Origin of the sequence: Burkholderia sp. 572 (assembly GCF_040545135.1) — a bacterium.
GTDB classification, from domain to species: Bacteria; Pseudomonadota; Gammaproteobacteria; order Burkholderiales; family Burkholderiaceae; genus Burkholderia; species Burkholderia cepacia.
This window is the reverse complement of sequence record NZ_JBEPLH010000033.1, coordinates 53,315-75,044: the sequence shown is the minus strand read 5'-3', so window position 1 is coordinate 75,044 and position 21,730 is coordinate 53,315. Positions and strand designations below refer to the sequence as shown.

Below are 21,730 nucleotides of genomic sequence, written 5' to 3'. Positions count from 1 at the left end.
GTGATCGAGCTATTAGCCGACGACAAACCGGTCGACGTCGAGGTCGACAGCGAGGTGATCGAGCTGTTGGCCGATGAGAGGCCGGTCGAGGTCGAAGTCGACAGCGACGTGATCGAGCTGTTGGCCGACGACAGACCCGTCGAGGTCGAAGTCGACAGCGAAGTGATCGAGCTGTTAGCCGACGAGAGGCCCGTCGAGGTCGAGGTCGACAGCGAATCGATCGAGCTATTCGCGGACGACAGACCCGTCGACGTCGAAGTCGACAGCGACGTGATCGAACTGTTAGCCGACGACAGACCCGTCGACGTGGAAGTCGACAGCGAGGTGATCGAGCTGTTGGCCGACGACAGACCGGTCGACGTCGAAGTCGACAGCGACGAAATGGCACTGGTCGCGGTACCGACCTGTTGGGCGACGGAATAAAGCTGGCTACCGTTGATCGCGTCGGTACTGGTCGACGTTACCTGGCCGGCGGCGACATTGGTGATTTGCCGCTCGTTGTTGGCGCTGCCGACGCTAACGGTGCCAACCGGCTTGGTGCCTGCGAATCCGCCGAACGTGACGCCGCCGACGGTTGCGCTGCTCGTGTCGACGGGCGCGGTGTCGGCCTTCGAGCCGGCGCCCAGCGCGACGGAATTGTTCGTGCTGGCGATGGCGCCGCTGCCGATGGCGACGGCGTCGGTGCCCGTCGCGGTGCTGTCGGCGCCGGTCGAGTTCGCGTGGAAGTACTTGATGCCCTGGCTGTTGATGCTGTCGATTGCCGAGCCGACGCTGTTGGCGGTCGACGTCGTGCCGTTCGCGTTGTACGTGGTGTACGACGGGGCCGAGACCTTGCCGGTTGTCGGGTCATACGTCGAGCCACCGCCAAGTGCCGAGGCCGTGCTGCTACCGAGGTTGTCTGTCTTCGTCGAGACCGTGCTCAAGCCGGTGGACAGCGAGCCGATCGAGCTGGTGGCCGACGACAGGCCGGTCGAGGTCGAAGTCGACAGGGACGTGATCGAGCTATTGGTCGACGAGAGACCGGTGGACAGCGAGCCGATCGAGCTGTTGGCGGACGACAGGCCGGTCGAGGTCGAGGTCGACAGCGACGTGATCGAGCTGTTGGCCGACGAGAGACCCGTCGACGTGGAGGACGACAGCGACGTGACCGAGCTGTTCGTCGACGAGAGACCGGTGGACAGCGAGCCGATCGAGCTGTTGGCGGACGACAGGCCGGTCGACGTGGAGGACGACAGCGACGTGATCGAGCTGTTGGCCGACGAGAGACCCGTCGACGTGGAGGACGACAGCGAAGTGACCGAGCTATTGGTCGACGAGAGGCCGGTCGAGAGCGAGCCGATCGAGCTGTTCGTCGACGAGAGACCGGTCGAGAGCGAACCGATCGAGCTGTTGGCCGACGAGAGACCCGTCGACGTGGAGGACGAAAGCGACGTGACCGAGCTATTGGTCGACGAGAGACCGGTCGACAGCGAGCCGATCGAGCTGTTGGCCGACGACAGACCCGTCGACGTGGAGGTCGAGAGCGACGTGATCGAGCTATTCGCCGACGACAAGCCGGTCGAAGCCGACGTCGACAGGCTCGTGATGCTCGACGTCGTCGTGCTCGCGACCGAGTAGAGCTGGCTACCGTTGATCGCATCGGTGCTGGTCGACGTGACGAGACCCGCCGCGACGTTCTGGATGCGACGCTCATTGCCCGCCGTACCGACGCTGACGACGCCGTTGGCGGCGCTTGCGCCCGCAAAGTTACCGAACGTCTGGCCACCGATCGTGGCGGAGTTGACCGAACCGGTGCCGCCCGTCGCCGTGTCCGCCGCACCAATCGTCGCCGAGTTGTTGCCAAGGGCGACGGAGTTTGCAACGTTGGCCGTCGACAGGTAGCCGAGCGCCATCGCGTTGCCGGCGGAAGCGGTCGATTGATAGCCCATCGCGACCGCATTGCCGTTGCCGCTGGCCGTCGCAAACGAGCCGATCGAAATGTTGCCGGCTTGAGAAGCATTGGATTGCTGGCCGATTGCAACGCTCTGGAGCGCACTCGCAGTGGCCACGCCCAGCGCAACGCTGCCGCCGCCGGCAGCGCTGGCGTTGACGCCGATCGCGGTTGCATAGTTCGCCGTCGCGGAACTCCCGTTCCCGAAAGCGGAGGCAGGCGCCGAAGCCCCGCCCGCATACGACGAGGCACCGATTGCGCTCGAACCCGCATAGGTCGCCTTGGCGCCGCTGCCGATACCGACCGAACCCGTCCCCGTCACGCTGTTGCCACTGCCCAGCGCAACCGCACCGGTGCCGTTCGCCGAGTTGCCGTTGCCGAGCGCGACCGCGCCCGTGCCGTTCGCCGAGTTGCTGGTGCCGAGCGCGACCGCGCCGTCGCCGCTGGCCGTTTGCGCGCGGCCGATTGCCACCGCGCCGCCGTTCGCGCTACCACTGTTGGCCGTCGTACCCGACGAACCGATCGCGACGTTCTGGCCGGTTGCGCCGGAGACGATGCCGTCGCCCTGAGCGATGCCGTACGCGCCGTTGACGGTCGCGCCGCGGCCGAGTGCGATCCCCGACGTGGCGGCCGATGCGACGGATGACTGGCCGCCGACCGCGATGCTGTCCGAAGCGGCCGACTGCGCACCCTTCGTTGCGTTGCTGCCGATTGCGATCGAGCCCGCACCCGATGCGATGGTCGAGTTTGCCTGCGACAGCGGCGTCGTACCGTTGCCGCCCGCGCCGCCGATTGCGACGGAGTTCAGCGCGGCTGCCGTCGAGCCGAAGCCGAGGGCGGTCGCGCCGATGCCGCTGGCGGTCGTTTCAAGGCCGGTTGCCACACCCCACAAGGCGGCAGATGACTGGATGCCCATGGCGACGGCGCCGTTGCCGTTTGCTTGTGCGAACGCGCCATAGACCGTGACACCCGTGAAACCGTTGCCGTTGGAGTTACACCCGGCCACGACCGAGTACGTACCGGAGCCGTCGCCGGCCTGGTTTTGCGTGCCCCCCGGGTTCACGCGGCCGACCGCGCCGTTGCTTCCCGTAAGGCAGGTCTGCTGTGTGTTGAACGTATTGGCCTCGGCGAGTCCGGGCAGGCTGATCGCCAGGGCCGCGACGGCTGCGACCATGACAGCCGACTTGTTCGGCTTGCCCCGTGCCGAATCGTGTTCGGATGCAGCGACCCAGGCGCCGAGGGCTTCGTTCCAGATCGAGCGGTATGTGCGGTTCATGTCCTGCTACCTCCAAATGTGCACGCCACACACCGGTCTCTTTTGTTAGAGGAATGCTCCGTGCGCTCGCGCGAATCTCAAAATTGATGGGCGGAGTTTATTGGAGGAGGATTTTTCAGATTGCTAAAAAGTGATAAATATCGAGTTTGAAAAGTTAAAGGATGGTTAATAAGCCGTGTTTTGATGCGTCAATGAGGAATGAATTTGTAAGATGTAAGAATGAAAAATGTAGGATCGCGATCCCTCGGTACGTATCTCATTTTATCTATAAAAATCAATAAGTTATGTTTGTTTTGTGCGGTAGGTTACAGATGCTTTGGGAGCAAAAGTAAGGAAAATGAAATAGCAAACGTTTGCGAGCGAGTCATTCCTTTCTAATTTGTAATGTTTAGAGGCGCGTTTTGCGATAATGAGGTGTCCACCTTGTTAATTTGTTAATTCGAGATTTGAGTTTCGATTTCTTATTGATTTACTAGATTATCTTTAAATCAATTTAATTCAAAATTAAGAATGCCGGGCTGTGCTGATATGCGCATTTCGTTCGCTGCGATGGCCCGTGTGACGGGCGTTCCGGGCGGGATGGCGCGTCGAATTTGTAAAAAAGTGCTACAGGGCGATGGTCAGGGCCGTCGTCATTCGTATTTCGAATTTGTCCTATTGACTATTTCGTTGATGTTGACATTCGTGTGGGGTTTGGCGGCGAGGCGAGCCCGTCCGGGAGGCATTACCCGCTACCGGTTTGCGCGTGCTGGCGGCAGGTTGTTAAAGCCGCTGGCCGACGCCCCTGAATTGTCAAATCCTGGGTGTGACAATTTGTCCGCGCGCCTCGAAGCGCCGAAGAAAAAACGGCGTGAGCGAATGTGTCGAGGGCGCCACATCTGGCAGGTGGATGCAGGCCGGTGAGGTTTCACACCGCATGCGATGTGGCGATGTGGCGGCGTCGAGCGGGCGGCGGGCCGGGCAGCCCGAGCGATGCGGCTCGCCATGCAAAGTGTGACGAACGCGCATCGAGGTGTGAACGGGACGCGGGGCATGGAGCAGAACGGATACGTCGATCACAGCGTATTGCGCTGCTGCGCGCCCGGATGCGGACGATGCGATTGCCACCGGCCGGCTCCGGCCGGCATGCAGCCGGCCCGGACGTGATGATGGCCGAGGCCCGGTTGCCAGGATGCTCGACCGGGCAACCGGGCCCTTGCCCGGATCGGTTGCGTTACTTCTTGAGAAACCGCAGCGCGAGCCGTGCCATACGCGGCACGAACAACGGGCGCAGCAGGCGCTTGTCGTAACCGGCCATCCGCCGATCGTTCTCGGCGAGACACAGTTCGATCAGCTCGCGCGGGTTCAGCGCTTCGCCGATGTCGGCGGTGTTCGTCGCCGGGAAGTTCGCGTCGCGCGCGACGCCGTCGGCGTCGATCCCGCGCGCGATGCCGATGCGCTCGCGGATCAAGTGCACCCACACGGCCGCGACCCGCGCGAAGAACCAGGGCCGGCGCCACCACGTCAGGCTGCGCCAGTACCACGCGTACCAGTTCACGAAGAACAGGATGTGGCGGCCTTCTTCCTGGATCACGGGCTCGAAGGTGTCGACGAGTTCGGGCGGGAAATAACCGGAGCGCTGCGCGGAACGGAACAGGCCGAACGCGAAGAAGCTGTCGATGCATTCGCTGAAGCCCGTGACCATCCACGACCACTCGGGATCCTTCGGCGCCGGGTAGGGTGGCTCGGGGGCGAGCCGGATGCCGTATGCCTCGACGAGCTTCGACAGCACGACCTTGTGGCGCGCTTCCTCGCCGCCGTCCATCTCGAGCGCGCGGCGCAGCAGCGGATCGCCGACCGTCGCCGCATAGGTCGCGACGCGGATCGATGCACGACCTTCGGTTTGCACCGCGATGTCCCAGATCGGCAGCGACGTGAGCCGCTTGAGCTCGGCGGGCTTGAGCGCCGGCCAGTCGATGACCGCCGGCTTGTACGGGTTGTGTGTGTCGAGCAGCATGCGGCAGAACATCTGCATGTGCGCATCGGAACCGATCCGGACCGGACCTTGCCTCTCGAAGGTCCAGTTGCGCATTGCGTGATCTGCGGCTGCGTGCTGTTCCTGCAGCGTGTCACTCATGGCTATTGTTGTGCGATTACGGATCGAAAGATTCTTGCATAGCTTCCGTAATTGCGTATTTTCGAGCGGCCATGCGCACGCCGGCCAGGCGTGCGTCACGCGTGCGTGTCGACCCAGAGGCGGCCCCAGCGGGACGCGTAGGCAAGCGCGTGTTCTTCCTCGAAGAAGAAATCGATCGCGTCGAACGAGACGGAGCGCGGCGACGGGCCGCTGCTTGCCTTCGCGATCGTCAGGTTGGCGGCGAACAGCCCGTTCGGCAACCGGGCGGCAGCGGGGGCGACTTCGTAGCCCTTGTAGCGGATCGTACGGTTCATGGCGTGCGCGGAGAGAGTTCGGATGTTCAGCGTACGAAAACCCGCCGGCCGCGTGAACCAATCTTTCGGCCAATGCAAATCACGCGGCGGGCCGAATCGTTATCGGCGCGGGGTACGGGGAAAGGGCAACCGGGGGCAGCGTCGGCGTGCACGGCGCGCGGCCGTTCGTCCGAATGTGCACCGCCCGCGCCGGCGAACAGGGTCGTCCGGGCGCGGGCGGTGAAAGGCGGGGAAATTACTGGTTGGCGATCTTCAGCACAGGCGCGAGCGCATCGACCGATGCCGCATGCGAAGCCGCGCGATGCGACGCGAACGCGAGCGCGAACTCGGCCGCTTGCGTGCCGACCGTCTCGAGCTGGGCGACGACCTTCGGGTCCGAGCAGCTGTCGGCGTTGTCGAAGCGCGTTTCGAGCGTGTTCACGGTCGCGCCGAACGGCGTCGGCCAGCCGCGCAGCGCATGCACGATGGAACGCAGCGACGTCAGCACGGTGCCCGCCGCCTGCCAGCCGTACGCGGTGACGATCAGGCCGACCGCGCGTCCGTCGAGATAGGGCCGATCGTCCGCACGCAGTTCCTCGAGCGTATCGAGCGCGTTCTTCACGAGGCCGGAGACGCCGCCGTGATAGCCGGGCGTCGCGATGATGATCGCGTCGGCCTGGCGCACGGCGTCGATCAGTTCGCGCTGCGCGTCGGTCAGCGTTTTGTGTTCGGGGGCGTAGTGCGGCAGCGTATGCAGGAACGGGCCGTCGAACAGGCGCGTGCGTGCGCCGGCTGCCTGCGCGCCGCGCAACGCGAACGACAGCGCGCGTTCGGTCGACGACGCTGCCCGGGTGGTACCGCCAATGCCGACGACGAACGGGCGGCGGTGTTGATCGAATGCAGTCAAGGGGCGCTCCTTGGGGATGGCTTGCCCGGCTAAGCACAGGCTTAAAAACCAGATGGTAACGACCCCGCCGCCACTCTGAAAACGACTTTTCGTTCTATCGATATGCCGGGAGGCACGGGCAATCGTGCGCGCGGCCGCACGGATCGATAGCAGAAATGCTTGGTTGGGCTGGCCGGCCGCGGTCGATAAGATGGGCCCGTCTCCTCCATGATGTCTCTACTGACATGGGTTGGCCCCGCCGCGCGGATGCAGGCGGGGCTTTTTTTTGGTCCCGGTCAGGAAAAGGGGTGCGATGCACCGGGCCGTGGCCCGTCAGTCGAACACCGGCCGGAAGAAGCTGCGCTCGTAGCTGACGATGCAGCGCGTTTCCTCGGCGTAGCGGAACGCGGCCTGGCAGGCCGGATCGTCCATCGAGCGTTCGCGGTAGCGCTCGTATTCGGCGAGGCTCGGGAACGAGAACATCGCGAGCGCAATGTTGTTTGCCCCTTCGGACGGCAGGAAGTAGCCGTGATGCGTGCCGCCGAACTGCTCGACGAGCGGAATCCACATCTTGCCGTAGGTTTCGAACTGGTCGAGCTTGTACGGATCGATGACGTAGCGAAGGAAGCAGGTGATCATGGGCGCGCCTGGAGCGGAAAGGATCCGGCGAGTGTGGATGGCGCTGCAGCATGTGTCAACGGCGCGCGCCGGCGATCGACGCCGTCGCGCTCGATGCATTGCTTGCGTGCGCAACGATCGGTGTGCCGTCATGCGTTCGCAATGACGCACGCGACGCCGCGGCGTGCACCGTCGCGACCGTTTCTCCCGCACGCACGTCCCCAAACTTTTACGACATTTTTTCTTGCGGGGGCCATCGGCGCGCTCATAGACTTCGGGCATCCCAACCACGGAGCATGGCAATGTCGATACCCTGGAACGCGATCGCCGGACACACGCCTGCCGCGCCGCCTTCCGCGTGCGCCGACCGGGTGATCGTGCGGCGTTTCGATCCGGCCTTCGACAGCTATGCCCAACTCACGCCGATGCTGCATCGCGCGTTCGCGCGGCTCGGCGCGATGGGGCTCAACTGTACGTGTGTCGACCAGGATGAGGCCGTCACGCGCCGTCGCGCGGAAGCGGGCGAGTGCTATGTCGCCGTGTGCGGCGGGCGCGTGATCGGCACGGCCACGCTGTATGCGACCGATCCGTCGTCGGCCTGCCCGCTGTACCGGCGCGAAGGCGTCGCGAGCGTGCGGCAGGTGGCGGTGGACCCGGATTGCCAGAGCCGCGGGATCGGCGCGTTGCTGCTGTCGTTCGCCGAGCGGTGGGCCGCGTTGCGCGGCTACACGCTGCTCGCGCTTGACACGCCGCATCCCGCTTCGCACCTGCTCGCGTTCTACGGCTCGCAGGGTTTCGACGTCGTCGACGTGATGCGCTTCGACGGCAAGCGCTACGACAGCGCGATCCTCTGCAAGCGGCCCGTCGCGCATGTCGTGCGCCGGGTGTCGTCGGCATCGCCGGCGTCGCGAATGGCCGCGCGCATGGCGGCCGTGCGGCGTGTTGCTCATGCGTTGCCGTCGCGCGTGGCCGCGGTGGTCCGGCGCGATCGGTACGTGCGGCGTGGCCCAGGCTGGGCGGCGCGACGCGCGGCCGGTGCCGCGAGTTGCCGCTCGTCGCCGTGGCGTCCGCGCCAGCACGGGCGCTACACCTTCGGCTGAACGCCGTGCTCCGGTTCCTGCTCCTGTTTTGCCGCGTAAACGCCGAACGAGCGGAGTGTGGCGCTCCCGCTCGTGTACGGCCCTCGAGACACCCCCGCCGCGCCGCGGCGAAACGGACGTTTACGCGCTTTTTATGCCCTGACGCGCACCTTCATGAGATGGCCGCACCGATCCGCACGTAGGTGGCCGGATCGGACAGGTTCTTCACTTGCGCGACGAGATTGCGTTCGGTCGGGCCGCACCTGCATCAACCCGCGTGCGCCGGCCACACTGACCGCGTGGCGATCGAAGCCCGACTCGGCCGCGCCACGTCACTCGTCGCGGCCGCTCGATTCGCCGCCGCCTTTCGCGAGGCGCCACGCGATCGTGCCGAGCACGCCGACCGCGACGACCAGCGCGCCCCACAGCACGTAGCGGCGCGGTGCGTCCGTGTCGGCGGCCGGCGCCGGCGTGACCGCCGATACCGGCAACGCCGCGCCGACGCGCGCGGGCCGCACTTCGGGGGCCATGCCGACCAGCAGCGCGTCGCGGCCGACGGCCGACGACACGAGCGACGCGTCGCCGACGCCGAGCGTAAACGGCGGTGCGCCGCGTGCCACGAAAGTCAGCGCGGCCGGATGCCAGCCGATCGCGACGGCCGGCTGGCCGCTGCCGAATCCGCCGTTGCGCATGTCGACGACGATTCGCCACGTGCGATCCGTATTCGCCGCGAACTCCAGCGGCGGATTGCGCTGCTCGCCGGCCTTGCCCTGCAGCCGGAACAGCACGGCGCCCGCGACGTCGCGCCACGGCGCCTGCGCGTCGGCGCGGCTCTGCAGCGTCGCGCGCGCGACGGTATTCGGTTGCGGCAGGTCGATGCGCACGCGGTCGACCGGATACGCGCCGTCGGTGTCGAACAGGTACTCGCCGGGCGTGCCGCCGGCCCGCACGCGCACGGCGTCGCGCCATTGGCGCGGCACGGACGCGGTGTCGGTTCCGCGCGCATCGCGCGGGTGCGTCTCGACGTCGATCGACGCGATCGCGGGCGCGCCGTCGAGCCAGTCGAGCCGCAGGTAGCGCGGCGCCGCGCCTTCGAGTGCGATGCGCTCCTGCACGAGCATGTCGTCGCCGTGGCCGACTTTCAGCAACTGCGTGCTGCCGAGCGAGCGCCAGCTGCGCAGGTCGTCGCTGGCTTCGACGGCGACACGCCCCTGGTAGCTGTCGTCGCCCACGTGTACGAGCAGCGCGTCGATGTCGCCGTCCGCATGCGACAGGTCGACGAGATCCGCGCCGTGCTTTGCGCGTGCCGGTGCGGCGACGCCCGCGCGCAGCGCGCCGTCCGGGCCGACCGTCACGCCGAGCGGCGCGCTGCCGTTGTCGGCGCGGGCGGGCGGCAGCGGGAACCAGTGCACCGGCGTGCGCGCCGGCGGTACGGCGGGCGCGGCGGCCGTGGGCGCATCGAGTGAATACGGCACCGGCTCGCCCGCGCCGTTGAAGATGCGCACGTCGCCGAGATCGTCGCGCCGGCTCGCCGCATAAACCGGCTGCGGCACGGTGAGCTGGTAATACGCGGCGGTGCCGTCGAGGTCGAGCGAGAAGCGCTGCGCGGGCGGGCCGTCGGCCGCCGCGAACGACGCGAGCAGGCTCAGCCCGAGCAGCGCGGCGAGTCGTTTCATTGCAGGCCGTCCTGTTGCGCGGCGGCCTTCGGCGGCAGCGGCGAGAAATAGCCGATCAACAGCAGCAGCACGCCGATGCCGATGAACGACACGATGCGCTCGATGCCGGTCACGTGCGACAGGTCGAACAGGAACAGCTTGACGACCGTGAGCGCGAGCAATGCGGCGCCGACGAACCACAGCGGTCGCAGCCCGCGGCGCGTGGCCCAGATCGTGATCGCGAGCGCACAGAGCGTCCAGTACACGGACACCGACGCCTGCACGAGCGTCGATTCCGCCATCGCGCCGAGTTCGTACGGCACGCCGGCCCAGTGATGCAGCGTGCGCAGCAGGATCGCGTTCAGCCACAGGAACGCGGTCGCCCCGGCCGCGCTCAGCAGCTCGACGCGATGGTTGCCGAACGACCAGCCGAGCTTGCGTGCGCGCACGAACCACGACGCGGCGAGCGCGTAGACGACCACGAGCACGAGGTCGAGCGGGTTGAAGAGCGGCACGCGCGCCCAGCTTCCGCCGTCCTGCGTGAAGTTCGCGTAGAAGGTCCACACCCACATCACGACGATGAGCGGCAGCGACGCGAGCGCGCACACGCGGGCGATGCCGTCGCGGCGCGTCAGCCACATCCCGGCGAACGCGAACAGGCTCCAGCCGACCATGAACACCTGCTGGATGCCGAACGACGACAGCACGGTGTCGATGTCGTAGGCCATGTGGAAGCGGTGATGCAGCGTGCGCAGCATCAGCGCGTTGAACCACAGGAACACGGTGGCGATCGCGGCGTAGTCGACGATGTGCGGATGCCATGTGATGCCGAGCGCGCGCAGGCGGCGCAGCCATACGGTGAACGCGACGAACACCAGGCACTGCGCGATGTCGAGCGGGTTGAGCAGCGGGAGCCAGAAGAGCGGCGCCGCGTTGCCGTCGCTGATCGCGCTCGCGATGCTCCACAGCCACAGCAGCGCGGCGAGCGGTGCCGCGCCCCACACCTGGTAAGCACGCGGGAACGCCGCGACGGGCCAGCGCAGACGCGAGCCGGGGCCCGACACCAGCAGGAGCAGCACACCGAAGCCGTAGGCCCACGCGCTCCAGCTCCATGCGCCTTCGGGCACGAACGCGCGCAGGCGCCAGAAACCTTCGAGCGACAGCAGCCCGCACAGGGTCCAGAACGTCAGCGTGTGCAGCGGCGCGATGATGCCTGCGGCGACGGCTTGCGCAAGGCCGGGTGCGGTGCCGGGCGTCGCGCCTTCCGCAGGATCGGCGCTTGCCGTGCCGCGCGACTGGCGCCACAGCAGTGCAAGGCCGGCGCCGACGGCGACAGGCCACGCGAACGCGCCCATCCCCGACAGCGGCGCTTCATGCGCATCGAACGCACGCAGCGCGAGCAGTGCCAGCACGGGCGTCAGCGCGAGCGCGGGCCATTCGGCGAGCGGCCACGCCAGCCGGCGGCGCGCGACATGCGCGAGCCATGCGGTGCCGGCCGCGAACAGCGCGGTCGAATCGATGACGAAGCGGTCGGCATGCAGGTCGACGTGACGGCTCGCGTAGACGAGGATCTCGTGCAGCCCGCCGCTTATCCACCACAGCAGTCCCCACGCGGCTGCCGCGGCGCCGATCTCGGGCATCCACGCATGCCACGCGCGCGCTTCCGCGCGTCCGTGCAGCCACCAGCCGGTGAACAGGCCGGCGAGCGCGATCAGCAGCATCGCGATGTAGGGGCTGTTGAGCACGGGCAGCGCGGTGGCGTCGGCCGGCCCGAGCAGGCTCGTGAAGAACGCGCCGGCCGCGGCGAGCTGCATCAGCAGCCCGAAGCCGAACCGCAGCATGCGCTTCTCGCGCACGCCGAGCCAGACGACGGCCGCGCCTTCGATCGCCCACGCGGCGCTGGTCGTCGGGCCGGAGAACGCGAGCGGCACGGCCAGCGTCGCGAAGATCACCGCGAGCGCGAGCGTGGATTCGAACAGCAGCGCGAGGCGGTCGCGGCGCCGCGCGAGCCACGCGGTGACGACGACGTAGAACGCCGACAGCGCGACGGCGCTCCACGCAAGCCCGAACGGCATGTCCTTCACGAGCGACGCCTGCAGCGCGGTCGCGACGATCGGCGTGCCGAACACGAGCGTGCCGTCGACGTAGTGCCGCAGCGCGAGCTCGCGCTTCACCGCATACAGCAATGCGATGCCGACGTACATCAGGAAGAACAGGATCAGGAACGGCTCGGTGCTCGCGAACAGCGCGGGGCGATAGGCCGTCACGCCCCACGCGGAGCCGATCGTGAACGTGAACGCGAAGCCGAGCAGGTTCAGCGGACGCCAGGCCTTGAACCACGCGATCGCGAAGATGCCTGCGTTCAGCAGCGCGTAGTAGCTGAACAGCGCGACGTGGTTGCCGTGCCCGGTCGACAGCAGCACCGGTGCGAGAAAGCCGCCCGCGGTGCCCATGAACGCGAGCGGCAGCGCGTTCTGCCGCACCGCGAGGAACGCGCTCAGCGCGCATACCGCGACCATCAGCGGAAACGCGGCGCCGACGGGCAGCAGCGCGTAAAGCTTGGTCGCGGCGAAGATCGTCAGGTACAGGATGCCGACGCCGCCGCCCTGCAGCACGAGCCCGTACGCCGCGCGGCGCGCACGCACGCGCCAGCCGATCGCGAGCAGCGCGGCCGCGGCGAACGCGGTGCCCGCGAGGCGGAATTCGATCGGCAGCATGTTGTTGTCGGCCGCGTACTTGAGCAGGAACGCGACCCCGAAGAACAGCACGACGATCCCGACGCGCACGACCGTGTTGCCGCCGAGCAGCCAGTCGCGCGCGGCGCGGAATGCACGCTCGACGATGTCGGGCTCGCGCGGTTTGGGCGGCGTGGGGGGAACCGATGGTGCGGGGGCCGGAGCGGCAGGCGTTTCACTCGCGTGGAGCGCGGCCGGTACCGGTACCGGCGCGGCGGTGCGAACCGGCGCCGGGGCTGGCGCAGGAGCCGGTGCCGATAGCGACGCCGGTGCGTCCGCGCGCGCGGCGGCCGGCTGGGCAGGCGGACGCGGCGGCAGCGTGGCCGAAGGCGGGACGGGGGCGGATGAGATCGCGGGCGGCGCCGCGGACACCGATGCGGTGCCGGCGGGCGTGTGCGCCGTCGCCGCGGTCGAGGTCGAGCCGGCCTTCGCGCCGGCCAGTTGGCCGCGCAGCGACGCGACTTCACGTGTCAGCGTCTCGACGGTGGCTTCGAGCCGCGCGACGCGATCGGCGAGCGGAACCGGCGGCTGGGCGGGCGGCGTCTGCATCGCGAACGTGTCGGGTGCCGCGCCTTTGCCCTTGCGCTTGCGCTGTTGCAGCGTGTGATCGAGACAGAACCCGATCGCGGCGCCGAGTACGGCGCCGTTGACGGCGGAGAAATCCCCGATCAATGCGGCAATCCCGCCCACGACGAAGCCGATTGCGGTAAAAGCCCAGTTCATCTCGCCTTGCTCCCTCTCTCGTATCGTTATCGGCCTGCGATCGGACGTATGCCGGTCGAGGCGGTGTCGGCATGGCCAGCAGGCGAACCGGCATGCACGGCTGAAGGCCGCCGCATGGCGGCCTGCGTCGCAATCAGCCTGTTGGCGGGGAATGTATCACAGCGGCTGTCGGGGATTTTCCGGGTCGGCGCGGTATCGCGGCGTGCACCTTCCGGTGTCGTCGTACGGCTTTTTGCACGGTCATGCTTTTTATCGGTGAATGCCGCGTGTGCATTTGTCAGGCTAGTTGGCCGCGGGATCGGACGTGGAATTGTCGTAAAGCGACGTGCGCCCGATGCGAATTCGCGCATAAAACGACGCGATATGCGCCACGCTGCTGCGCACAAGTCCGGCGCGTGATGCCCGCCGTTGCTGGCCGTGCGAGTATTGCGCCGCCGCAATCGCGTGCCGCCGCGCGCCGTGGCCCGCCCGGCGGGGCTGGAGGCCGTGTCGTATTTGCGCAAGCGTTTGTCGTAATTCGTCGGCAGGTCGGGGTTTTTTCTGGCAACTATGTAGGCACGCTATGACACACGTGAGTCCCCGCTACACGAGGAGAAGGTTTCGATGGATGCCCCCAAGGTCGTGGTCGAAGGTCTGTGCAAGGTGTTTGGTAGTAACCCGCAGCAGGCGCTCGACATGCTCGCCGCCGGCGCGACGAAGGATGACGTGCTGAAGCGCACCGGCCAGGTCGTCGGCGTGCACAACGTCTCCTTCGATGTGCAGGAAGGCGAAATTTTCGTGCTGATGGGCCTGTCCGGCTCCGGCAAATCCACGCTGATCCGCCTCGTGAACCGGCTGGTCGATCCGAGCGCCGGCAAGGTGATGATCGACGGGCTCGACGTCGCGTCGGCGCGCCGCTCGGCGCTGACCGCGCTGCGCCGCAAGGACATGAGCATGGTGTTCCAGTCGTTCGCGCTGATGCCGCATCGCTCCGTGGTGTCGAACGCCGCGTTCGGCCTGGAAGTCGCGGGCGTCGGCAAGAAGGAACGCGAGCGCCGCGCGATGGAAGTGCTCGAGCAGGTCGGCCTTGCGCCGTTCTCGCACAAGCTGCCGTCCGAGCTGTCGGGCGGCATGCAGCAGCGCGTGGGCCTCGCCCGTGCGCTGGCCGTGAACCCGTCGCTGATGATCATGGACGAGGCGTTCTCCGCGCTCGATCCGCTCAAGCGCCGCGAAATGCAGGATGTGCTGCTGCAACTGCAGAAGGAACAGCGCCGCACGATCATGTTCGTGTCGCACGATCTGGAAGAGGCGTTGCGCATCGGCAACCGCATCGCGATCATGGAAGGCGGCCGGCTCGTGCAGGTCGGTACGCCGCAGGACATCATCGCGAACCCGGCCGACGACTACGTGCGCGCGTTCTTCGACGGCATCGACACCAGCCGCTACCTCACGGCCGGCGACCTGATGCAGACGGGCGCCGTGCCGATCGTGTCGAAGTGCGATGCCGCGAACGTCGCGGCCACGCTGAACGGCAGTGCCGACTATGCGTTCGTGCTCGACGCGCAACGCAAGATCCGCGGCTTCGTCACGCGCGATGCGATCGGTCAGGAGACGCCGTCCGTGAGCCCGATCGAAAGCATCCGGCGCGATGCGTCGCTCGAACATGTCGTCGCGCGCGTGGTCGCGAGCCCGAATGCGCTGCCTGTCGTCGACGACGACGGCTGCTACTGCGGTTCGGTCGATCGTGCGCTCATCCTGAAGGCCATCACGCGTTCGCGAGGCTCCCATGTCTGAAATGATTCCGCTCGGTACCTGGGTCGACCAGTCCGTTCACTACCTGCTCGACCATGACGCCAAGACGTTCGACGCGATCGGTCAAGCGATCGAGGGGCTCGCGGCCTTCGTCGAGCATGGCCTGCAGGCGATCCCGATGTGGCTGATGATGGCGATCTTCATCGGCGTCGGGCTGTGGCGGGTGGGCTGGCGCTTCGCGCTGTTCACCACCGCGTCGCTGCTGCTGATCTTCGCGACGGGCTTCTGGGACCAGACCGTCATCACGCTCGGCCTCACGCTGTCGTCGACGATCATCAGCCTCGTGCTCGGCATCCCGCTCGGCATCTGGGCCGCGAAGAGCAAGTGGGTCGCCGCGATCGTGCGCCCGATCCTCGACCTGATGCAGACGATGCCCGCGTTCGTCTACCTGATTCCGGCCGCGATGCTGTTCGGTCTCGGCCGCGTGCCGGGGATCCTGTCGACGGTGATCTTCGCGATGCCGCCGGCGGTGCGCCTGACGAGCCTCGGTATCCGGCACGTGAACCGCGAGATCGTCGAAGCCGGCCAGGCCTTCGGCTGCACGCCGTGGCAGCTGCTGTACAAGGTGCAGTTCCCGAATGCGCTGCCGTCGATCATGCAGGGCGTGAACCAGACGATCATGATGGCGCTGTCGATGGTGATCATCGCGTCGATGGTCGGCGCGGGCGGCCTCGGCAACGACGTGCTCGCCAGTATCCAGCGCCTCGACATCGGCCTCGGTTTCGAAAGCGGCCTGTCGGTCGTGCTGCTCGCGATCATTCTCGACCGCATCACCGAAAGCTTCGGCCGCGCGCCGGGCACCGTGAAGGCGCCGCTGTTCTCGGGCCTCAAGCAGCTGTTTCGCGTGAAGGCCTCACCCGCACAGGCCTGACCTCCGGCGGCCGGAAGCCCCGGCCGCTTACCTTGACGATAGAAAACGACTTCCGCGGCTTCGGCCGCGGGGGTGGCCCCCTGCAACCTCCTCGCCAGGAGACCGATGTGACGTCCGCCGTCGCTGTCGCGCCCGCCGCCTGCGTTTCACCGGTTTCGTCCCTCGCCCATTTCGGCTTCCTGACGCTGCCGAACTTCTCGATGATCGCGTTCTCGAGCGCCGTCGAAGTGCTTCGGATGGCGAATTACGTCGGGCGGGCCGATCACTACCAATGGTCGATCTACTCGCTCGACGGCAGCCCGGTGCATGCCAGCAACGGCATCGCGGTACGGCCGACGCAGGCGCTCGACTACACGAAGCTGCCCGACGTGATGATCGTATGCGGCGGCATCCGCATCCGCGACGTGGTCGACGAAGAGGCGCGCGATACGCTCGCGGCGCTTGCCGAACGCGGTCTGCCGCTCGGCGGCATCTGCACGGGCGCGTATGCGCTGATGTCGAGCGGGCTGCTCGACGGCTATCGCTGCACCGTGCACTGGGAGAACCTGTCGTCGCTGCATGCCGAGTTCCCGCAGGTCGGGTTCGCCGACGAACTGTTCGTCGTCGACCGCGACCGGCTGACCTGCACCGGCGGCACCGCGCCGCTCGACCTGATGCTGAACCTCGTCGGCATGCGGTTCGGCCAGCAACTGGCCGCGCAGGTATCCGAGCAGTTCATCCTGGAGCGCATCCGCAGCTCGACCGATACGCAGCCGATTCCGGTCGATGCGCGCGTCGGCTTCTCGCGCGCGGAGCTGATCGAGGTCGTGCGGCTGATGGAGGCGAACATCGAGGAGCCGCTGTCGCTCGAGGAACTCGCTCGGCTCGTGCGGCTGTCGCAGCGGCACCTGCAGCGGATGTTCAAGGTGTATTTGAACGTGTCGCCGACCCACTATTACCTGACGCTGCGCCTGAAGCGCGCGCGCGACCTGCTGCGCACGACCGACGCGTCGATCGCGCGCGTGACGACGGTCTGCGGGTTTCATTCGCCGTGCCATTTCAGCAAGGCCTACCGCGCGCAGTTCGGCCACGCGCCGAGCTACGAGCGCCGGTTGCCGGGGCGCTGACTGTCGAGAATCATCCAGTCCGCGACGTCGCCGGGATCGCGGCGCGCGGCTTCAATAAACGATCCCGCATTCAAGCAAACGACATCACTTTGAGGAGAAGCAAGATGAAGCGCCTATTGATCGCAGCGGTGTGCGGGATCGGGATAACCGCGCCGATGTCGGCCGTTTATGCGGCCGATCCGCCCGTGTGCAAGAACGTGCGCTTCGCGGATGTCGGCTGGTCCGACATCGCGGCGACCACGGGCCTCGCCACGACGATGCTGCAGGGGCTCGGCTACAACCCGACGAAGACGATCGCGTCGGTGCCGATCACGTTCGCGGGGATCAAGAGCAAGCAGATCGACGTGTTCCTCGGCTACTGGTCGCCGACGATGGACCCGATCATCCAGCCGTTCACGAAGGCCGGCACGATCAAGGTGCTCTCCACGCCGAACCTGACCGGCGCGAAATACACGCTCGCGGTGCCCGACTACGTCTATCAGGGCGGCCTGAAGTCGTTCGCGGACATCCAGAAATACGCGGACAAGCTGAACGGCAAGATCTACGGGATCGAGCCGGGCAACGACGGCAACCTGCTGATCAAGAAGATGATCGATGGCAACCAGTTCGGCCTCGGCAAGTTCAAGATGGTCGAGTCGAGCGAGGCCGGGATGCTGGTCGAGGTGAATCGCGCGATCCGCGACAAGCAGTGGATCGTGTTCCTCGGCTGGGAGCCGCATCCGATGAACGTGCAGATGAAGATCGACTACCTGAGCGGCGGCGACGACGTGTTCGGCCCGAACTACGGCGAAGCGAAGGTGCTGACGGCGACGCCGCCCGACTACGCGCAGCGCTGCCCGAACGTCGCGAAGTTCGTGTCGAACCTGCAGTTCACGACGACGATCGAGAACCACGTGATGGTGCCGATCATGAACAAGGTAGAGCCGAACAAGGCGGCCGCCGAGTGGCTGAAGGCGAACCCGCAGGCGCTCGACAAGTGGCTCGCGGGTGTGACGACGCTCGACGGCAAACCGGGCCTGCCGGCGGTGAAGGCGTATCTCGGCGTGCATTGAGCGACGCGGCCGGGCGTTCGCCTGGCCCGCAAGCGGCTTGACGGATCGGCGCCCCCCGTCCCGGGAAGATTTCGGGAGCCGGGGGGCGTCGGCATGCCTGTCCGGCGTGAGCAGGCATCAGGCCACGACTTGCATGAGCCACGCGTTGATGCGTCGAATCACGTCGCTCCAGTCGCCTTCGCGGGTTTGCCGCACGGCGTTCGCATGCGCGATCCAGGGGCTCGCGGTACCCTCGACGCCCCAGCGCCAGTCGCCACAGACGTGGGTCGGTACGCAAGTCCGCATCCCCATCATGGCCGCGAGGTTGGCGACGCCCGAATCGACCGCGACCACGGCATCCAGTTGGGCCATGCATGCAGCCGTGTCGCCGAAATCCCGAATCCCGGGCCGGTAGTGACTAACATTGCCGGCCGGCGTGCCCGCCAGCGCTGCGGCAGCGGGGTGATGCAGATTCACGAAATGCATGCTTTCCGCAATGGCGGGGTGTGCCACGATCGCGTCGATCGCATCGAGCGGCAGGCTGCGGCGGCTGGCCCAGCACCTGACGATGGCGCCTTTTTCGGGCCAATGCCGTTGGACGCAATCCCAGAACAGTCCGATCAGCTTCTTGCCCGGATGTTGCTCGCGCACTTGCGCGGCCCATTCGGCAGCGATCCGCTGCTTGTGCGGCGGCGTCTTGATGTAGGGCGCGAACCATCGTTCCGGCAGGCGTGTCCGCCGGGCTTTCAGCATGGGCAAATGAAGCAGCGAGGCATGCAGGTCCGGCGCGAACCTGTCGACGCGTGCCTGCAGTTCATGGGGCAACGGCGCATGAAACTGCACCGGATTGGGGGCGGCGACGATCTCGCACCGTGGCAGTGACGCCTGCATGAGCGCGTGGCTCTGCGGATGACAGGTGAGCATGACGTGCGCGCCTTCGTCCAGCCAGTCGGCCACGCAGGCCGAGAGGAGAAAGTTGTCGCCGAAGCCGTGTTCATGCGTGATCAGGACACGCCTGCCGCGCACATCCGATTCGCCGTCCCATGTCGGGAGGTCGACCGGGCGGTAATTGGCGGACAGGCGCGGAACGTCGTCACGCATTCGCCAATAGGCGAAGCCGCGCGGATCGCCCGCCTTGAGCATCGCTTCTCCCATCGCGAATCCGATCGATGCCCTCATCTCGGCAGGACCGGATGCCGCCATCCGGAAGGCTTCGTCGAGCAACGCGATGGCCTGCGCGAGATCGCCGGCCATCATCAGGCTCATGCCCAGTCGCAAGCGGTGGAGTTCGGGCCGGCTGTGCCGCGACGGATCACGTTTCCAGGCTTCGGCGGCTTCGACGTAGCGGCCCAGCAGGTAGAGCGCATCGGCACGCCGTGTCATGGAGACGGCGTCGTGCGGGTCGAGCGCCAGCGCCAGATCGGCCCAGGGGAGCATTTCCTCCTCTCGCCGGAGGGCCGTCAACAGTTCGCAGATCCGATGCAGGATCGCGGGATCATGCGAATCGCCTGCGTATTGCGTCTGCGCGGCATGCAGTTGCTGTTCGAGGTCGACCATGAGTGCGGTTCCGGCGGGCACGGTCACCGTGCGGGGCGGGCGCAACGGGAACCGGCGCGAGCAGGGTGCCGGAGGTGGGCATCGCGATGCCGGCACCTCGCCGGGGCGTCGATGCCGGCCGTGTTGTCGCAGGGGCTACACACGGAATGCGCCGTCGAAGATGACGGTGTCGTCGAACAGGATCTTTCCGGACGAAAACACCAGATCCAGATGATGGCTGCCGCGTTCACCGCCGCCGAGGCCAAGGTGCAACCCGGGATGGCGTTCTTCGAAACTTGCATTGCGTCCATGCAGCCTGACGTTCAGGTTCGTCCCGATCCCGAACTCCTCGACGATCCTGTTTCCCGCGCATTTGTCGAGATACAACCTGAAATCGTCCTCGAGCTGTCGATTGGCCGATTCGACGCTGACCACCTGGCTCCGCTCGATCCCGATCTTCAATATCGGGTCGATGACACCGTACTTGATGGCAAAGGGCACCGTGCTCAGGAAGGTGCCGCCGAACAAGACGCTTCCGGTCAGGTCGAGTACGCGGGTCGCCACTTCGCCGGGCATCAGGTCGTAGTGGTTGCGGCCATCGAGGCTTTTCCATGTCTGATCCAGCGTTCCGTGCAGCGAACCACCGAAGCCGTCGTGAAATTGCACGCGTCGAGCGCGTTGTGCCGCCGCAATGATGCGTTCGTTGCGGGCGGCAATGTCGTCGATGCTCTCGGAAAAGGCCTCCTTGAAGAATTCGCCGTATTCCCGCAGCAATACCGACTTCTTCCAGTGCTCGGCCATTTTCGGCTTGAGGGGCGGGATGAACGACGGCCCATGCGGGTTGATGTCGGAACGTATGGACGAGTCGTACATGAAGATGAACATGTCACACCGGTCGATTTCCTTTATGACCTGTTCGTGATTTTCCGTGTCAAGCTCGACGTAGGTGAACGAATATTCGAGTTTTTTCGGGCAGTGCCGGATAATCGATTGCGCGGTATTTCTCTGGCTTTGATCCGAACCGACCAGGATGTTGGCGCCGGCTGAATGTTTCTGCACCATGGCTGGATGACCGCGGACACACGAAAAGAAATTCTCGACACTTTTTTCCATGATTATCTCCGGGGTATCCAGTTTCTGGATCAAAAAAATGGCGGGTCATTGCGATCCGCCATCGTTCGGGCTGCCTGCTTAGGCCCACAGAGCCGTTGCGAATGGAATGACTGCGCTGTCCTTCATCATCTCGACCCAGTCTTCATGCTGATCTTCCTGCATCCATTCGATCAGCGGGAGATCCTGCTTTTCCTGATTTTCGTTCATGATGATTTCCTTGTTTAGGAATTGAACTGCGAACATCGCAAATCGCCCCCGAAAATTCGAGGGCGGATTTAGCGATTGAGTGGGCACATGGGGTTGCGCCGATTATATGGGGTGGGTGTGAATGATTGCTTTCTGTTAATCGTCAGACAACATTAGCATTCGAATTTGCAGAGGGACAATGTAACGTAAACCCTAGGGTTGTTTTGGTCTTGTGAATGCTGGTGGCGGTATTGTTTGAATGTCGAAAAAATGAAACGGGGTGCGTTTTGAAATGGGAATAAACGCACCGATTGATGTCGATTTCGACTACTTGATTACCGGGCACTCGTTTCATTCCCCCTTGGTCGCCGCGGGCACGTCGAACACGCGATCGAACGCCCACTGGAAGGCGAACGCGTAACAGAAGAAGAACGCAAACAGCCCGATGTCGACGACGAATGCGTCGAACCACGAGATGTCGAGCCACCACGACACGACGGGCACCAGGATGAAGATGAGCCCGCCTTCGAATCCGGTGGCGTGCAGGATCCGCCGCCCGAGCGTGCGTGCCGGCTGCCGGCGCGACGCTTCCCAGCGCTCGAACAGCGTGTTGAAGATCATGTTCCACAGCATCGCGATCGCCGACATCGTCGCCGACAGCGCGCCCGAATAGACGAGGCCCTGCTTGAAGAGCGCCGCGATCACGGGCGAGATGCAGGAAATCGCGATCGCTTCGTAGAGCACCGCCTGCGTGATCCTGCGCGATAGGCCTTGCACGTTGTTTC

At 65.9% G+C, this 21,730-nt stretch carries 16 protein-coding genes and 1 pseudogene; 5 read left to right on the top strand and 12 right to left on the bottom strand.

The window, feature by feature from the left end; translation table 11 throughout:
- The 5 genes from ABIC51_RS37205 to ABIC51_RS37185 form a co-directional block, all read right to left on the bottom strand.
- The coding region (locus ABIC51_RS37205; RefSeq protein WP_354006961.1) for an ESPR-type extended signal peptide-containing protein at positions 1–3,206 on the bottom strand (3,206 nt) is incomplete at its 3' end.
- Between the two features lie 1,213 nt (positions 3,207–4,419).
- On the bottom strand, positions 4,420–5,322 hold the full coding sequence (locus ABIC51_RS37200) for a hypothetical protein (RefSeq protein WP_060373574.1): 903 nt from the start codon (positions 5,320–5,322) through the stop codon (positions 4,420–4,422).
- A 95-nt stretch (positions 5,323–5,417) separates the two neighbouring features.
- On the bottom strand, positions 5,418–5,636 hold the full coding sequence (locus tag ABIC51_RS37195; protein ID WP_021157097.1) for a hypothetical protein: 219 nt from the start codon (positions 5,634–5,636) through the stop codon (positions 5,418–5,420).
- A gap of 235 nt (positions 5,637–5,871) precedes the next feature.
- Positions 5,872–6,522 carry an NADPH-dependent FMN reductase gene (locus ABIC51_RS37190; protein WP_124536465.1) on the bottom strand — a complete coding sequence of 217 codons (651 nt, stop codon included), beginning with the start codon at positions 6,520–6,522 and terminating at the stop codon, positions 5,872–5,874.
- A gap of 312 nt (positions 6,523–6,834) precedes the next feature.
- The gene (locus ABIC51_RS37185) at positions 6,835–7,140 is read right to left on the bottom strand and encodes an NIPSNAP family protein (protein ID WP_059697138.1); all 306 of its coding nucleotides are present in this window, start codon (positions 7,138–7,140) and stop codon (positions 6,835–6,837) included.
- Positions 7,141–7,421: 281 nt separating this feature from the next.
- On the opposite strand from ABIC51_RS37185, the gene ABIC51_RS37180 reads away from it, so the two are divergent.
- Positions 7,422–8,219 (top strand): GNAT family N-acetyltransferase, encoded by a 798-nt coding sequence (locus ABIC51_RS37180; protein ID WP_027790598.1) that lies wholly within the window; start codon positions 7,422–7,424, stop codon positions 8,217–8,219.
- Between the two features lie 131 nt (positions 8,220–8,350).
- On the opposite strand, the gene ABIC51_RS37175 is transcribed toward ABIC51_RS37180, so the two are convergent.
- From ABIC51_RS37175 to ABIC51_RS37165, 3 genes are read right to left on the bottom strand one after another with little or no spacing between them, the layout of a single operon-like run.
- Positions 8,351–8,488, bottom strand: a complete 138-nt coding sequence (locus tag ABIC51_RS37175) for a hypothetical protein (RefSeq protein ID WP_244117148.1) — start codon at positions 8,486–8,488, stop codon at positions 8,351–8,353.
- A gap of 42 nt (positions 8,489–8,530) precedes the next feature.
- The gene (locus ABIC51_RS37170) at positions 8,531–9,874 is read right to left on the bottom strand and encodes a DUF3999 domain-containing protein (RefSeq protein WP_175856120.1); all 1,344 of its coding nucleotides are present in this window, start codon (positions 9,872–9,874) and stop codon (positions 8,531–8,533) included.
- Positions 9,871–13,311 (bottom strand): DUF2339 domain-containing protein, encoded by a 3,441-nt coding sequence (locus tag ABIC51_RS37165; protein ID WP_175901067.1) that lies wholly within the window; start codon positions 13,309–13,311, stop codon positions 9,871–9,873. Before ABIC51_RS37165 ends, ABIC51_RS37170 begins: the two co-directional genes overlap by 4 nt.
- Positions 13,312–13,792: 481 nt before the next feature.
- Between ABIC51_RS37165 and ABIC51_RS37160 the strand changes: the two are divergent.
- The 4 genes and pseudogenes from ABIC51_RS37160 to ABIC51_RS37145 form a co-directional block, all read left to right on the top strand.
- A pseudogene (locus ABIC51_RS37160) lies at positions 13,793–15,084 on the top strand (quaternary amine ABC transporter ATP-binding protein); the annotation flags it as partial.
- Complete coding sequence (choW, locus tag ABIC51_RS37155; protein ID WP_021163994.1) at positions 15,077–15,973, top strand: choline ABC transporter permease subunit; 897 nt, start codon at positions 15,077–15,079, stop codon at positions 15,971–15,973. The pseudogene ABIC51_RS37160 and the gene choW, both read left to right, overlap by 8 nt.
- A gap of 107 nt (positions 15,974–16,080) precedes the next feature.
- The gene (locus ABIC51_RS37150) at positions 16,081–17,079 is read left to right on the top strand and encodes a GlxA family transcriptional regulator (RefSeq protein ID WP_027790601.1); all 999 of its coding nucleotides are present in this window, start codon (positions 16,081–16,083) and stop codon (positions 17,077–17,079) included.
- Positions 17,080–17,183: 104 nt separating this feature from the next.
- Positions 17,184–18,131 carry a choline ABC transporter substrate-binding protein gene (locus ABIC51_RS37145; protein WP_021163993.1) on the top strand — a complete coding sequence of 316 codons (948 nt, stop codon included), beginning with the start codon at positions 17,184–17,186 and terminating at the stop codon, positions 18,129–18,131.
- Positions 18,132–18,248: 117 nt separating this feature from the next.
- Here ABIC51_RS37145 and ABIC51_RS37140 read toward each other — a convergent pair whose 3' ends face one another.
- From ABIC51_RS37140 to ABIC51_RS37125, 4 genes are all read right to left on the bottom strand, one after another.
- Positions 18,249–19,667 (bottom strand): tetratricopeptide repeat protein, encoded by a 1,419-nt coding sequence (locus ABIC51_RS37140; RefSeq protein ID WP_175901070.1) that lies wholly within the window; start codon positions 19,665–19,667, stop codon positions 18,249–18,251.
- 135 nt (positions 19,668–19,802) lie between these two features.
- A complete protein-coding gene (locus ABIC51_RS37135) occupies positions 19,803–20,759 on the bottom strand; it encodes a M29 family metallopeptidase (RefSeq protein ID WP_059697134.1) in 957 nt (318 codons plus the stop codon).
- Positions 20,760–20,837: 78 nt separating this feature from the next.
- Positions 20,838–20,966 carry a hypothetical protein gene (locus ABIC51_RS37130; protein WP_021163990.1) on the bottom strand — a complete coding sequence of 43 codons (129 nt, stop codon included), beginning with the start codon at positions 20,964–20,966 and terminating at the stop codon, positions 20,838–20,840.
- A gap of 330 nt (positions 20,967–21,296) precedes the next feature.
- Positions 21,297–21,722, bottom strand: a complete 426-nt coding sequence (locus ABIC51_RS37125) for a PACE efflux transporter (RefSeq protein ID WP_175862748.1) — start codon at positions 21,720–21,722, stop codon at positions 21,297–21,299.
- Positions 21,723–21,730 lie beyond the last annotated feature (8 nt).